We start from the raw sequence: 13,913 nt of genomic DNA on the forward strand, positions 1-13,913 counted from the left end.
GGGCGGGCCGTGTGAATAAGGTGAACCAGTTTTTAGAAGAGAAAGTCATGCCCATTGCCGGAAAAATTGCCTCCCAGCGGCATCTGCAAGCATTGCGTGACGGGATCATCCTCACCATGCCGCTTATCATCATCGGTTCGTTTTTTCTGATCATCGGCAACCTGCCGATTCCGGGATATGCGGATTTCATGGCAAAGACGTTCGGAAGCGCTTGGTCTCAAAAACTGCAATATCCGGTTGATGCGACCTTTGAAATCATGGGTCTTGTCGCCGCTTTCGGAATCGCCTACCGCCTGGCCGAAAAATACGGGGTGGACGCATTATCGGCCGGTGCGATATCTTTGGCGGCGTTTCTCTTGGCAACGCCGTACAAAGTTCCGTTTCTGCCTTCCGGCGCCAAAGAGGAAATCATGGTGGGCGGCGGCATCCCGCTGTCTCTCATGGGAAGCAAAGGGCTGTTTGTCGCGATGATCATCGCCATGCTGTCGACGGAAATTTACCGCTTGATCATCCAGCGGAATTTCGTCTTCAAAATGCCGGACGGCGTGCCTCCGGCGGTCAGCAAATCGTTTGTCGCCTTAATTCCCGGCTTTGCCGTCATCTTTCTGATCTGGGGCGCGCGTTTACTTGTCGAAGCGACGCCGTTTGAAAGCCTTCATAACATTGTAAGCGTTGTACTGGGGACGCCGCTCTCGATTCTTGGGGGAAGTCTCGGCGGAAGCCTGATAGCCGAAGCGGTTCAAATGCTCTTGTGGGCGTGCGGATTACACGGGGCGAACATAGTCGGCGGCGTCATGGCGCCGATCTGGTTCGGAGCGATGGATGCCAACCGGATTGCGTTTCAGGCGGGCGATGCGCTTCCGAATATTTTCACCCAGCAGTTCTTTGAAATCTGGATCAACATCGGCGGAAGCGGCGCGACACTGGCGCTCGTGGTCACCATGTTTCTCCGTTCGCGAAGCAAGCAGATGAAGCAGCTTGGGAAACTCGCCATCGGGCCGGCCGTCTTTAATATTAATGAGCCGATTATTTTCGGAATGCCGATCGTCATGAACCCGATGCTTCTCATTCCGTTCATTATCACACCGCTTGTCACACTGGTCCTTACCTATATCGGTATGAGCACCGGCCTCGTCGCCAAACCTGCCGGCATTGCCGTCCCATGGACGATGCCGCCGATTTTCTCCGGCTATCTTGCCACGGGCGGAAAAATATCAGGGGCTGTCATGCAGGCGATTAATATCATCACAGCCTTTATCGTGTACTATCCGTTCTTCAGAATGTGGGATTCGCAAAAGCTGAAAGAAGAAAACGAACTTGAACAATCGCAGGCGCCAGCCGTACAGGGAGACGAAAAAGCCGTGCTGTAGAGAAAGGGAGTGAAACACATGAATGAAAAAATGGAACAGACCATTTTTCAGATCATCCTGCATGGCGGCAACGGCAGAAGCGCATCAATGGAAGCCATTGCCGCCGCAAAGCGGGGGGACAGAGCCATGGCGGAGGAAAAGCTTCAGGAAGCCGCAAGGGAACTGACCGAAGCTCATCATTATCAGACAGAACTGATCCAAAATGAAGCCGGCGGAGAAAAAACAGACATGACGCTTTTGATGGTGCATGCGCAAGATCATTTAATGAATGCCATGACCGTGAAAGACTTGGCCGCAGAGTTAGTCGAGATTTATGAAAAAGTGAGTCTGCAAGGGGGAGCAAAAATATGACAAAAGGAATTAAAATTGTAACGATCGGCGGAGGTTCAAGCTATACACCGGAGCTTGTGGAAGGCATCATTAAGCGCTATGAGGAACTGCCTGTCAGAGAATTATGGCTCGTCGACATTCCTGAAGGCGAGAAAAAACTCAATATCGTCGGCACGCTTGCAAAACGCATGGTCGAAAAAGCGGGTGTTCCGATAGAGATTCACCTGACGCTTGACCGGAGAGAAGCCTTGAAGGATGCGGATTTCGTAACGACTCAATTCCGCGTCGGCCTTCTTGAGGCCCGCGCCAAAGATGAACGGATTCCGTTAAAATACGGCGTAATCGGCCAGGAGACAAACGGTCCGGGCGGTTTATTCAAAGGGCTGCGCACCATCCCGGTTATTCTGGAAATCGCGAAAGACATCGAAGAGCTTTGTCCGAATGCATGGCTCGTGAATTTCACAAACCCTGCCGGCATGGTTACCGAGGCCTTGCTCCGCTACTCGAATCTCACAAAAGTCGTCGGCCTCTGCAATGTGCCGATCGGCATTAAAATGGGCGTCGCAAAAGCATTGGATGTGGATGTCAGCCGGATCGAAGTGCAATTTGCCGGGCTGAATCACATGGTCTTCGGATTAGATGTTTTCTTAGACGGCGTCAGCGTGAAAGATCAAGTCATTGAAGCCATGGGAGACCCGAAAAACGCCATGACGATGAAAAATATTTCAGGAGCGGAATGGGAGCCTGAATTCCTGAAGGCGCTCGATCTGATTCCTTGCGGCTACCACCGCTATTATTTCAAAACGAAAGAAATGCTCGAGCATGAAATAGAAGCGTCACAGACGGAGGGCACACGCGCCGAGGTCGTGCAGAAGGTTGAGAAAGAACTGTTCGAACTGTACAAAGATCCGAATCTCGCCATCAAACCGCCGCAGCTTGAAAAACGGGGCGGAGCGTACTACAGTGACGCGGCCTGCAACCTGATCAGCTCCATTTATAACGACAAACATGATATCCAGCCCGTCAATACGATAAACAACGGCGCGATCGCCAGCATTCCGAATGACTCAGCGGTCGAAGTGAACTGTGTCATGACGAAAGACGGTCCGAAACCGATCGCCGTCGGTGATCTGCCGGTGTCTGTCCGCGGACTCGTCCAGCAAATCAAATCATTTGAGCGTGTCGCCGCTGAAGCAGCCGTCACGGGAGATTATCAAACGGCGCTACTTGCGATGACGATCAACCCTCTCGTCCCGTCAGACTCCGTGGCAAAGGCCATTCTGGATGAAATGCTTGAGGCCCACAAAGAACATCTGCCTCATTTCTTTAAGTCGATTGAAGCATAAGAGCAGTAAAAAAAACCCGGATTCGCTTCCGGGTTTTTTGCTTATTTTGATTCGCTTAGTGAGGCGACTTCCGTCGTCCAGCCGAACACGTCGGCTTCCGCGCCTTTTTGAATGCCTGTAATGGTATCATACAATTTCTTCGAGATCTCTCCGGTTTCACCGCTGCCGATGACAAGACTTTCATCATTCCAGATCAGTTCGCCGACCGGAGAAATGACCGCCGCCGTACCGGTTCCGAATGTTTCTTCCAATCGGCCGTCACGATGCGCCTGGATGATTTCATCGATCGAAATCTTCCGCTCAGACACAGTCAGTCCCCAATGTTTGAGAAGGGTGATGACGGAATTTCTCGTAATTCCTTCAAGAATGCTTCCGTTCAGCTCCGGCGTCACGATTTCGCCGCTGATTTTGAAGAAGATGTTCATGCTGCCGACTTCTTCGATGTATTTTTTCTCAATGCCGTCAAGCCATAAAACCTGGGAAAATCCCTTCTCTTCTGCAACCTGCTGCGCTTTCAGACTTGATGCGTAGTTGCCGGCGGTTTTCGCGTTTCCGGTGCCGCCTTTGACGGCGCGCACGAATTCGTTTTCCACGGCGATTTTCACCGGTTTAATGCCTTCTTTGTAATAAGAGCCGACCGGGGAAAGAATGATAAACAGCTTGTACGTATGGGATGCCGCTACACCGAGGAAAGGCTCAGTCGCAATAATAAACGGACGGATATAAAGGGAAGTGCCTTCCGCTTTCGGAATCCAGTCTTTGTCGATGGCTACGAGCTGTTTCAGGCCTTCAAGAACAAGCTCTTCATCAATGAGCGGGATGCAAAGGCGGTCATTTGACTGGTTCAGGCGCTCCATATTTTTCTCCGGTCTGAACAGAAGCACTTCCTGATCCTTCGTTACATACGCTTTAAGCCCTTCAAAAACGGTTTGGCCGTAATGATAAACCATGGCCGCAGGATCCATTGAGATGGACTGATAAGGGATAATTCTCGGATCGTACCAGCCTTGATCAGCATCGTAATCCATAACAAACATATGGTCGGTGAAAATTCTGCCGAACGCAAGGTCATGGGGGTCCGGTTTCGGTTTTTTGGCTGAAGTCAATTCAACACGAATGTCTTGTTTCATAATGTTCTGTCTCCCTATTGGTGTTATTGTCAAACTTATTTGAAAATAATTTATATTCTATTGTATACCTTCAACAAATATTCGCAATAGTTTTCCTCAAATTTGTGAAAAAATCAAATCACATAAAAAGCAGGGGAGAGAATGCCCCCTGCGTGTTCGTTTTTACGTATTCTGTCATCACCGTGCTCAGTGAACCGTCACCTTGCCGGTTTTGTAAAACTGCTCCATTGCTTTATCGACGTACACCCAGCCCTTCCAGGCGATATGGATGGTGTCTTTCATAAAGTACGGATCATATTCGTGCCCGGATAAGTCGGCAACCTGAAAGCCCTTCGCTTTAATTTGCTTAGTGACTTTTTTGTAGTAATCAGTCCGGCCTTTTTTCGGGAAGCCGGTGTAGTCATACCATTTTCCGTTGACCGGAATAACCACGAACATCGGTTCAGCGCCGGCATCTTTCAGAATGTCCAGCATATCCTCAAAGTCGTGATATTCGACTGATTTGGCGTACGTTCTTCCTTTGTTGATCCCTTTCACTCTCTTTACTTTCTTCTTAATCTTTTTATAAGAAGCGTCATCGATATAGAAAGGATTGGACTTGGAGCTCCGTTCTCCTAATTGAGCGGCAGCTGTTTTTAACTCTGACCACGATTTCCCTTTCAGGTTTTCAGAGATCGTCCGTTCAGGGCCCTTGGTTTCTCCCATTGAATAATAAAGATCTTTTTTCTCAAGCAGAGAATAATAAGCTTTGGCAGCCGGCATGACCGCTTTCACTTTCCATGATTGTCCGTTGACCATTCCCTTGTACAATTCAGAAAGGACGGCATCATGCTGAACGACTTTAAAACGGAGCATGCGCTTCATCATGTTCTTTTTGACCGCGGGATCAATCTGGTTATTAAATGCTAAATCCAATGCCTGAAGTGATGAAAAATTCGGCGCAAAGTGCTGTTCATCAGAACCTTTTTTGATAAACCATTGCGGAGAAACAATGAATACCAGCTTTTTGCCTTTCAGCTGCTGATAATGCGCCGCAAAGTTTACGGCGTGTATCAAGGATTGATCCCCGCCTTTTCCGACAAGATAAGGCGTAAAGCCTTGGTTGTTCACTTGGAAATAGTTGGACGGATGAAACTCATCCAGTCTTGAAAGCTCGGAAGAACCGAAAATCGGCAGATACTTCGAGTCTTCGAACATTTTATTTTGCAGATAGAGCCCCTGGAACATATTCGGATTTAAGGCTGCCGCCGACTCTTCGACACGTTTTTCAGGAATGAAGCGCGTAAGCCATGAAGCCGGAACTGCGATAGCTCCGACAAACAGGACGAACGCTAAAATAATTGGTCCAAAGAAACGCTTTTTCATTTACTTCAACTCAGTCAGTTTGTTTACAATGTTGTTTGGCGTATTCCACTCGTCACGGTCAAATTCAGTGATCGGCACTGTAATGCCGAAGCGGTTTTCGATGGCGACAAGCAGCTCTACAGTTCCGAAAGAATCAAGCAGTCCTTCTTCAAAGATTTCAATATCAGGATTTTCTTTCACAGCGTCCTCCTGACAAACTTCAGCTAATACGTCTAATACTTCCTGTTTAAATTCCATGTGTTTTCAATCTCCTTTAGTGATGAAATGGTTTTCCTGAGAAAATATAAAATCCGAAACATACGAAATGGAATGTGATGACGATGGCTAAAAAGGCCGTAAAACGATTGGCGGGCAGCCACTTGTATTTCTTATTCCATTTCTCAAAAAAGTTATACCCGGTCATTAATACGGCGTGGTACAGGCCGTATACAATATATTGCAGGGCGAGTCCGTGCCAGACGCCCATCAGCATGAACAGCAGGAAATACCCGATGTTCGAGACGGCCATCCGGTTCTTTATCCATTTTTTCTTTGTCATCCAGAAAACAAAGCGCATAAATACGTAGTCTCTGAACCAGAAGGATAAGGACATGTGCCAGCGGTTCCAGAAGTCTTTAATGTTTTTGCTGATAAACGGCTTATTAAAGTTTTCCGGAGATTTGATGCCCATGATATAGCTTACACCGACAGCAAACATCGTGTAACCCGCAAAATCAAAAAACAGGTACAAGCTGTATCCGTACATGTACAGCACATTACCCCACAGTTTGCTGTGGGTGATATGGGACAGATTCATAATGAAATACGTGTTAATCGCATATCCGATAATGAATTTGTATAAGAAACCGATAAAAATTTTATGAATGCCGGTATACAGTAAATCAGCGTATTCTCCCTTTGTCCATACTTTCTGTTCGTCCTTGGCAAATCTGCGGTATCTGTCGATCGGACCGGAAGAAATGGTCGGGAAAAACATAATAAAGTACAAAAGGCGGTGAAGCGGCATTTTTTCTTTAATCAGCCCGTCTCTCGTTTCCATGATCAGCTGGACGCCTTTAAATGTCAAATAAGAAATTCCTAAGAAACTGATCAGGTTATGAACCGGGTGATGAGGCGCCGGCGGAAAGAAAAACGGCCATAATTTAGATAAAAACAGGGGTAAAATGGACGCGATCACGGCCATACTGAAGACAAAGCCGCTGTTGGCTTTCAGTCTGTAAGCGAGATAACCCCTGATTAAAAGCACCTGCCACAGCGTAAAGATACATAGTGCGATCACGCCGTGCAGATCATGCGCGAAAATCAAAGCCAATACGATGATGGATATAAACATGTTGTATCCTTGGAATCTCTTGCCGTTCAGCCCTAAAATAATCGTCGGCAAAAGAAGGATTCCAAGTAAGATAAAGAAGAAAAACGAGCTGTAAGGCGTCATACAAGAACCTCTTCGCCAATGCGTTTACGGTCGATTTTTCCGTTCGCAGTCATTTGAATGTGATCCTGATAAATGAATTTTCTCGGAATCATGTAGGCCGGAAGCGAAGCGGCCAGTTCTTTCTTAATGGCGCTTGTCAGCTGGAATTCTTTTTCAAAATCATGTTTTTCAGGCACGATGGCGGCAATTAAATATTCGACAGGTCCGTTAGGCTGATACGGGATGACAACCGCCGTGCGCACATATTGAGACTGCCTTACATGTACTTCGATTTCCTCCAGCTCCATGCGGTAGCCGTGAAGCTTAATCTGGAAATCAAGGCGTCCTTGGCAGAAAATCTGACCATCCTGAACATAACCGGCATCACCCGTGTGATATGCCCACTGGCCGTCGATCGGGAAAAACGCTTTTTCCGTCAGACAAGGCTCTCCGAGATAGCCTTTGCTCACGCTCGGGCCCGCGATGATGATTTCCCCTTTTTCTCCGTCCGGAAGCTTATTCCCGTTTTCATCCATGATGAAGATATTCATATCGGGTTTTGCAAAACCGACGGGCAGAGATTCATTTTCATCGATGATCTGCTGCGTAATTTCAACGGAGGTGACGGCAACCGTTGTTTCAGTCGGGCCGTATGTATTGAATACGCGGGCCTTCGGAAAACGGTTTAACAGCTCCTGTGCCACGGCAGCCGGAAGCGCTTCTCCGCAAAACATAAATACTTCTGCCTCAGGCAGGAGCTCCTGCGTAAAGCCGGGGTCCATCAGACACATTTGGACGAAAGACGGCGTCGATGTCCAGACGTTCAGTTTGGATTTCTCCAGCTCTTCAAATAGTACTTTCGGTTTATTGATTTTGTCTTTCGTTACGCAATGCAGCGTACCTCCCGTTTGAAGCGAAGGGAAAATGTCCATGACAGATAAATCAAAAGAAAACGGCGCTTGGTTTAAGAATGTCTTACCATCGCCCACAGGAAAATCCCTGCAGATCCAGTCAGTGAAGCTTTGCAGGTTATCAGCCGATATCTGCACGCCCTTCGGATTTCCCGTGCTGCCGGACGTGTAAATAATGTAAAATGTGTCCAGCTCTTTTACCCAGTTCTCACGGCTGAGGTCTGCATCTCCGTCAGCTGCAAGCTCTTCGGGCGTAACGGTTTTAATCAGATTGCTTCCCGTATCGACTGCATCGCCCGATATGGTGATAAGCAGCTCTGCGCCTGAGCTTTCAATGATTTTGACGATCCGCTCCGCCGGAATGGAAACATCGACAGGGATGTAAGGGCGGCCCGCTTTGACGCTTCCTAAGAAAGAAACGATCATATTCGGCTCCATATGTCCGTAAACCAGGACAGGCGCTTTCGAACCGTCAGCTGTATGTTTTTGAATGCCGGACGCAACCCGCTCCGACAAATCCCATAATTCCCCGTAAGTGAGGGAATGATCTAAGGAACGAAACGCTTCGGCCTGCGGCTTGGCGTCTGCGTATGTTTTTATAGCATCAAGTAGTTTCATAGTTATCCTCCCCGATTAGAAATCGTTGTAAATATAAGTGCCGGTATTCGCTGTATGAAATCCATACATCCAAAAGAGCAATACTAATATCAGAAAATAAAAGCCCGTATGAAACGTCCATTTGATCAATGTATTTTCATAAGCACGTTTTAATTTTTGCATCATATTCAAAATTCCTTCCCCGCGTATTCAATAATTACACCAGTATATGACGATTAGATTAACAAAAAGTTTCAAAATATGTCTAATATCCTAAGCTTAAAATTTCCTTAAAAATGAATGAGAAACAAAAGGATGGAAAACACGCATGTATAAATTGGCAAATGATCATACTAAAAAGGCGCTGTTCAGGCGGGATTTTTAACTTATCGTAAATATAAACGAGGTAAAAAAATTTTGGCGGCTTTTTCTTACGCAGGCTTGTGCCGAACCCCAATGGAGAAGGGCGAAAAGCCGTTTCCGGCAGGATAGCCGATAAAGCGCCGCATCTTGTGAAATGAGGAAGAAATTATTATGATAGATAAGGTAGCAGAAAACGTGAAAACCCCAATTCAACACTACTGTTATCGGCTGACTGTGAAAGCCTTTTAATAGAAAGGAAGAGGAAAATGAATCAAAACAATATGGGGGGCAGCCAAAAGACGCCCGAGAAAGAAAGCATGGGCCGCATTTTGTGGCAGCTAACCCGCCCTCATACATTGACGGCATCGTTTGTGCCCGTACTTCTCGGCACCGTATTGGCGATGTTTTACGTAAAGGTTGATTTCCTGCTGTTTTTGGCCATGCTGTTTTCCTGCCTTTGGATTCAGATCGCCACGAACTTATTCAATGAATATTACGATTTTAAACGCGGTTTAGATACGGAGGATTCCGTCGGTATCGGCGGAGCGATCGTCCGCCACGGCATGAAGCCGAAAACAATTCTGCAGCTGGCGCTCGGCTCTTATGCGATTGCCCTCGTGCTCGGTGTTTATATCTGCATGAGCAGCAGCTGGTGGCTTGCGGTTATCGGCCTTGCCGGCATGCTGATCGGCTATCTGTATACGGGCGGCCCGCTGCCGATTGCGTATACACCGTTCGGGGAACTGTTCTCCGGCATTTGCATGGGCTCTGTATTTGTCCTTATTTCTTTCTTCATTCAGACAGGCAGAATTAATGAACAGAGCATTTTGATTTCCATCCCGATTGCCATCTTGGTCGGAGCGATTAACCTGTCCAACAATATCCGTGATATTGAGGAAGATAAAAAGGGCGGACGTAAAACGCTGGCCATTTTGATGGGGCATAGAGGAGCCGTCATGATACTGGCCGCATCTTTTGCCATCGCTTACATCTGGATCGTCGGTCTTGTCATCATGGGTTACACAAGCCCATGGCTGTTCCTGGTCTTCCTGAGCGTGCCGAAGCCCGTTCAGGCTGTGAAAGGCTTTGTGAAAAACGAAATGCCGATGAACATGATTATTGCGATGAAATCAACGGCGCAAACCAATACATTTTTCGGATTCCTGCTTTCAATCGGACTCCTGATCAGTTATTTCCGCTGATCAAATGAAAAGGCAAATGCCATAACCGGCATTTGCTTTTTTTTATGAAATAATCTTCATGATTTTGTAAAGAACCTGACTGAGGACTGACCCGTCTTATATACGGACAGCAAAGCAAGGAGATGAAAAAAATGGACTTGTCAACAGCCCATATGGATGATTTGAAAACGGTCATGGAAGATTGGAAAAATGAATTATTAGTTTATAAATTCGCTTTAGATGAGCTGGATACGAAGTTTTCGATCATCAGCCAGGAATATAATTTGATTCACGGGCATAACCCGATCGAGCATACAAAATCACGCGTAAAAAGTTTCGAGAGTATCGTCAATAAACTGATGCGCAAAGGCTGCGATGTGACGACGCAGGAAATGAAAGAGCATATTCATGATATTGCGGGTGTCAGGATTATCTGTTCCTTTATTTCCGATATTTATAATGTCGCTGAGGTTTTGAAGCAGCATAAGGACCTGAAGATCGTAAAGGTGAAGGATTATATCAAACATCCGAAGCCGAACGGCTACCGCAGCCTGCATTTGATTATTGAAATTCCCGTTTATTTGACGAATCGTGTGGAATATGTGAAGGCGGAAATTCAAATCCGCACCATCGCCATGGATTTTTGGGCGAGTCTTGAACATAAAATTTATTACAAATTAAATAACGAAGTCCCAAAGCATCTGACCGACGAGCTGAAGGAAGCAGCGGACATCGCCCATTATTTAGACGAAAAGATGCTTGGGATTAAGAAAGAAGTCGATTAAACGATTGACGCATCACAAACAGCCGGACCGCTTTTATGTGCAGTCCGGCTGTTTATTTATCCGTTTACGCGCAGCTGTACAAATTTTCGCTTGCCCACCTGAATCGTCATGCCGTCTTCTGCGGTAATGACGGTATGAAGGGCATCCGTTTTCTCCCCGTTCACTTTGACTCCGCCGTTTTGAATCATACGGCGTGCTTCGCTTTTTGAAGAAAAGAGTCCAATCGTGACGAGCAGCTCAATAAGGGGCACGGGCTTTTCTCCGTCCCATATGACGGTTTTCATATCTTCAGGCAGGCTGTTTTGCTGGAAGACACGTTTGAAATGCTGTTCTGCCGCATCCGCCGCTTTCCTGCCGTGGTACATTCTGACGATTGTACCCGCTAAGATCATTTTGGCATCTCTCGGATGAAGCTTTCCTGATTCCAAATCCTTCTCCATCTGTTTTTTCTCCGCAGGCTCTAAGTCTGTCGCTAAATGAATATATGTTTTCATCAGGCTGTCCGGCAATGACATCGTTTTGCCGTACATGTCGTTCGGATGCTCGTCAATACCGATGTAGTTGTTTTTTGATTTAGACATTTTTTCAACGCCATCAAGACCCTCCAAAAGCGGCATGAGGATGACGACCTGCTTTTCTTTTTTGTAGCGTTCTTGGAAATGGCGGCCCATCAGCACGTTAAAATGCTGGTCCGTACCGCCGAGTTCGATATCGCTTTCGAGAACGACAGAATCGTAGCCCTGCATCAGCGGGTAAAAGAATTCGTGAAGTGAGATCGGTTTTTGCATGGCGATGCGCTCCTCAAAGTCGTCGCGCTCCATCAGACGGGCGACAGTAATTTTCCCCGCTAATTCAATCACATCTTCCAGATTCAATGTCTTCAGCCATTTTGAGTTGCAGTGAAGTTCAACTTTGTCTTGATCCAGCACCTTGCCAAACTGTTCAAAGTAGGTTTTGGCATTGTGCTGGACTTCTTCATCAGTCAGCTGTTTTCTGGCTTGCGACTTCCCCGTCGGATCACCGATTTTTCCGGTAAAGTCCCCGATAACAAGCTGTATGATATGGCCGTTTTCTTGAAATTGGCGCAATTTGTTTAACACGACGGTATGGCCCAAGTGGACGTCGGGTGCGGACGGATCAAGGCCGAGTTTAATGTTCAGCGGCTTGCCGGATGTCACTGATTTGGCGATTTTATTTCTCAATTCTTCAGGCGGTATGACGTCCGCGGCGCCGGTCATGTACAAATCCAGCTGCCTTTGCACTTCTTTCTCCTGATCATTCGTTAAAGTGATTGATTCCATCTTTTACATCCTCCTTTTTTTAGCCAAACAAAAAAGCCGCATCCCAAAAGGGACGTGGCTGTATGCACGCGGTACCACCCTGATTGAAGACGACGTCTTCCGCTCATTCGAATAACGGTTTCCCGTTCTTTGCTACTGAAGTTCACAAAGAAAGCTCAGGGAGGTAATTCACGTTTGTCTTTGTGCCGGCTTGCACCATCCGCCGGCTCTCTGAAACAGGGAGACAATCCGTTACTGATTCCCGTCATAGCTGCTATGTTATGAAATTGTCAGCGATTTTTTGCAGCAGGGCGGACAGCGTTTTTTGTTCCTGTTTATCCAGACAGGCCGTCAGTTCAATTTCCCCCTGATGAAAGTCGGGGTAAAGGTCTTCAATAACCTTTCTGCCCTCATCGGTAATACTGACGAATACAAGCCTGCGGTCTCTTTTGTTCGTTTGTCTGCTGCATAAGCCTTTCTTCTCCAAAGTGTTCAGGACATTGCTCGCCGTCGCCGCGGTAATTCCGGATAGAGCGGCTATCCTTCTTGTATCAAGCGTTTCCCATTCACAAAGGTCATACAGGATGGAAAACGCCGTCCATGATAATTTGTGTGCCGACAGCACCTCTTTCTCCATTTTTACACGGAGCTGCTGGGCGGACCGATAGAGTGCAGCGGCAATATAGGCCGCCTCTTTGTTTCGGCCGGATAGATCGGAAAAAGGCCTGTTCGGCTTCTTATTGTCTGATCCGGCATCGTTGCGATTCGTCAATGGCGTCATGCTCCTTATTATTGTCAGAATCATTAGCTATGAAATGAATTTTAACAGAGAATGCAAAAGATATCAAATCGCAAACAGCACATTCCCGCAGAAAAAATGTGTAAGATCGAGGTTTACTTTTTAAAAAAAGGGAAAGACATTTGTACAACAAAAAGGGAGATGAATATCAGTGGGAAAGAATGAAACAATGCATATCGTATCATGTGCCGATGATCATTATGCTCGTCATTTGGGTGGGATGTTCGCTTCTTTATTGATGAATATGGATAAAACAAGGGATGCGAAATTATATGTGATCGACGGCGGAATTACTGCCGAAAACAAGGACAAGCTTGAACAGACCGCGATGTCATTCGGGACGCCGCTTGAATTTTTAGAAGTAGACGCTGATCAATACAAGCATGCAGTCGAAAGCAGCCACATTACAAAAGCGGCTTATTACCGCATTTCCATCCCTGATTTAATTAAGGATGAGTCCGTAAAGCGGATGATTTACATTGATTGCGATGCAATTGTGATGGAAGATATTTCGGTTTTATGGGACTTGGATATTTCCCCGGCAATAGTTGCGGCGGTAGAAGACGCCGGACAGCATGAAAGACTGAAAAAAATGAATATCAGCGACACTGCCAAGTATTTTAATTCCGGCATTATGATTATAGATTTCGAACCTTGGAGAAAACAAAATATTTCCGAAAAGGTGATTGATTTTATCAACGAAAACAGCTCGGAGGATTTTCTCGTGTTTCATGATCAGGACGCGCTTAACGCGATCTTATATGATCAATGGCATGAACTGCATCCGCGCTGGAACGCGCAGACGCATATTATCATGAATGAGAAAACGCCTCCTGAACTGATCGACCGTATCCGTTACAGAGAAACACGTGCCGAACCGGCCATCGTCCATTTCTGCGGCAGCGACAAGCCTTGGAATACAGGCACCTCGCACCCGTATCGTGATCATTATTTCCGATATATGTCCTTTACGAAATGGAACACGATTGACCGCCCGGCCATGAACCAATAGGCAGGTGTGATGAAAACGCTTGTGAAGCCG

The 13,913-nt window shown here is 46.7% G+C and carries 14 protein-coding genes and 1 other annotated feature; of the genes, 6 read left to right on the forward strand and 8 right to left on the reverse strand.

Annotated features, from left to right (window positions below; translation table 11 throughout):
* Positions 1–11 precede the first annotated feature (11 nt).
* From celB to licH, 3 genes are read left to right on the forward strand one after another with little or no spacing between them, the layout of a single operon-like run.
* Complete coding sequence (gene celB, locus ACNFN4_RS06035; RefSeq protein WP_129091616.1) at positions 12–1,370, forward strand: PTS cellobiose transporter subunit IIC; 1,359 nt, start codon at positions 12–14, stop codon at positions 1,368–1,370.
* An 18-nt stretch (positions 1,371–1,388) separates the two neighbouring features.
* Complete coding sequence (gene licA, locus ACNFN4_RS06040; RefSeq protein WP_003150867.1) at positions 1,389–1,721, forward strand: PTS lichenan transporter subunit IIA; 333 nt, start codon at positions 1,389–1,391, stop codon at positions 1,719–1,721.
* On the forward strand, positions 1,718–3,046 hold the full coding sequence (gene licH, locus ACNFN4_RS06045; protein ID WP_014419213.1) for a 6-phospho-beta-glucosidase LicH: 1,329 nt from the start codon (positions 1,718–1,720) through the stop codon (positions 3,044–3,046). The genes licA and licH overlap by 4 nt, the downstream gene beginning before the upstream one ends.
* Positions 3,047–3,087: 41 nt before the next feature.
* On the opposite strand, the gene ACNFN4_RS06050 is transcribed toward licH, so the two are convergent.
* The 6 genes from ACNFN4_RS06050 to ACNFN4_RS06075 all read right to left on the reverse strand — a co-directional run bounded on the left by ACNFN4_RS06050 (position 3,088) and on the right by ACNFN4_RS06075 (position 8,649).
* Entirely contained in the window at positions 3,088–4,179 is a 1,092-nt protein-coding gene (locus ACNFN4_RS06050; protein WP_025650062.1) for a branched-chain amino acid aminotransferase, read from the reverse strand.
* 183 nt (positions 4,180–4,362) lie between these two features.
* Positions 4,363–5,541, reverse strand: a complete 1,179-nt coding sequence (gene dltD / locus ACNFN4_RS06055) for a D-alanyl-lipoteichoic acid biosynthesis protein DltD (RefSeq protein WP_007407736.1) — start codon at positions 5,539–5,541, stop codon at positions 4,363–4,365.
* Positions 5,542–5,778 (reverse strand): D-alanine--poly(phosphoribitol) ligase subunit 2, encoded by a 237-nt coding sequence (dltC, locus tag ACNFN4_RS06060; protein ID WP_003150875.1) that lies wholly within the window; start codon positions 5,776–5,778, stop codon positions 5,542–5,544.
* Positions 5,779–5,794: 16 nt separating this feature from the next.
* Positions 5,795–6,976 (reverse strand): D-alanyl-lipoteichoic acid biosynthesis protein DltB, encoded by a 1,182-nt coding sequence (gene dltB, locus ACNFN4_RS06065; RefSeq protein ID WP_012118762.1) that lies wholly within the window; start codon positions 6,974–6,976, stop codon positions 5,795–5,797.
* Positions 6,973–8,484 (reverse strand): D-alanine--poly(phosphoribitol) ligase subunit DltA, encoded by a 1,512-nt coding sequence (gene dltA / locus ACNFN4_RS06070; protein WP_115941170.1) that lies wholly within the window; start codon positions 8,482–8,484, stop codon positions 6,973–6,975. Before dltA ends, dltB begins: the two co-directional genes overlap by 4 nt.
* A gap of 15 nt (positions 8,485–8,499) precedes the next feature.
* Positions 8,500–8,649 (reverse strand): teichoic acid D-Ala incorporation-associated protein DltX, encoded by a 150-nt coding sequence (locus tag ACNFN4_RS06075; protein ID WP_003150882.1) that lies wholly within the window; start codon positions 8,647–8,649, stop codon positions 8,500–8,502.
* A gap of 443 nt (positions 8,650–9,092) precedes the next feature.
* Between ACNFN4_RS06075 and ACNFN4_RS06080 the strand changes: the two genes are divergently transcribed.
* Positions 9,093–10,028 carry a 1,4-dihydroxy-2-naphthoate polyprenyltransferase gene (locus ACNFN4_RS06080; RefSeq protein ID WP_007614633.1) on the forward strand — a complete coding sequence of 312 codons (936 nt, stop codon included), beginning with the start codon at positions 9,093–9,095 and terminating at the stop codon, positions 10,026–10,028.
* A gap of 131 nt (positions 10,029–10,159) precedes the next feature.
* A complete protein-coding gene (locus ACNFN4_RS06085; RefSeq protein ID WP_007407732.1) occupies positions 10,160–10,792 on the forward strand; it encodes a GTP pyrophosphokinase in 633 nt (210 codons plus the stop codon).
* A 56-nt stretch (positions 10,793–10,848) separates the two neighbouring features.
* Here the strand turns inward: ACNFN4_RS06085 and tyrS are convergent, their stop codons facing one another.
* A complete protein-coding gene (tyrS, locus tag ACNFN4_RS06090) occupies positions 10,849–12,093 on the reverse strand; it encodes a tyrosine--tRNA ligase (RefSeq protein ID WP_014419208.1) in 1,245 nt (414 codons plus the stop codon).
* 45 nt (positions 12,094–12,138) lie between these two features.
* Positions 12,139–12,350 (reverse strand) — a binding site (T-box leader).
* Positions 12,347–12,844: a MarR family winged helix-turn-helix transcriptional regulator gene (locus ACNFN4_RS06095; RefSeq protein ID WP_014419207.1), complete on the reverse strand. Its 498-nt coding sequence runs from the start codon at positions 12,842–12,844 to the stop codon at positions 12,347–12,349. (Overlaps the previous feature by 4 nt.)
* A gap of 178 nt (positions 12,845–13,022) precedes the next feature.
* Between ACNFN4_RS06095 and ACNFN4_RS06100 the strand changes: the two genes are divergently transcribed.
* The gene (locus ACNFN4_RS06100; protein WP_007407730.1) at positions 13,023–13,883 is read left to right on the forward strand and encodes a glycosyltransferase family 8 protein; all 861 of its coding nucleotides are present in this window, start codon (positions 13,023–13,025) and stop codon (positions 13,881–13,883) included.
* Positions 13,884–13,913: the final 30 nt, after the last annotated feature.

The sequence above is a fragment of the Bacillus sp. N1(2025) genome (assembly GCF_053470005.1).

Bases quoted from the DNA above. Each gene is read 5' to 3' on its own strand.
- licA (WP_003150867.1), top strand. From the start codon at position 1,389: ATGAATGAAAAAATGGAACAGACCATTTTTCAGATCATCCTGCATGGC.
- dltB (WP_012118762.1), bottom strand. From the start codon at position 6,976: ATGACGCCTTACAGCTCGTTTTTCTTCTTTATCTTACTTGGAATCCTT.
- licH (WP_014419213.1), top strand. From the start codon at position 1,718: ATGACAAAAGGAATTAAAATTGTAACGATCGGCGGAGGTTCAAGCTAT.
- dltA (WP_115941170.1), bottom strand. From the start codon at position 8,484: ATGAAACTACTTGATGCTATAAAAACATACGCAGACGCCAAGCCGCAG.
- ACNFN4_RS06075 (WP_003150882.1), bottom strand. From the start codon at position 8,649: ATGATGCAAAAATTAAAACGTGCTTATGAAAATACATTGATCAAATGG.
- tyrS (WP_014419208.1), bottom strand. From the start codon at position 12,093: ATGGAATCAATCACTTTAACGAATGATCAGGAGAAAGAAGTGCAAAGG.
- ACNFN4_RS06080 (WP_007614633.1), top strand. From the start codon at position 9,093: ATGAATCAAAACAATATGGGGGGCAGCCAAAAGACGCCCGAGAAAGAA.
- dltC (WP_003150875.1), bottom strand. From the start codon at position 5,778: ATGGAATTTAAACAGGAAGTATTAGACGTATTAGCTGAAGTTTGTCAG.
- dltD (WP_007407736.1), bottom strand. From the start codon at position 5,541: ATGAAAAAGCGTTTCTTTGGACCAATTATTTTAGCGTTCGTCCTGTTT.
- ACNFN4_RS06085 (WP_007407732.1), top strand. From the start codon at position 10,160: ATGGACTTGTCAACAGCCCATATGGATGATTTGAAAACGGTCATGGAA.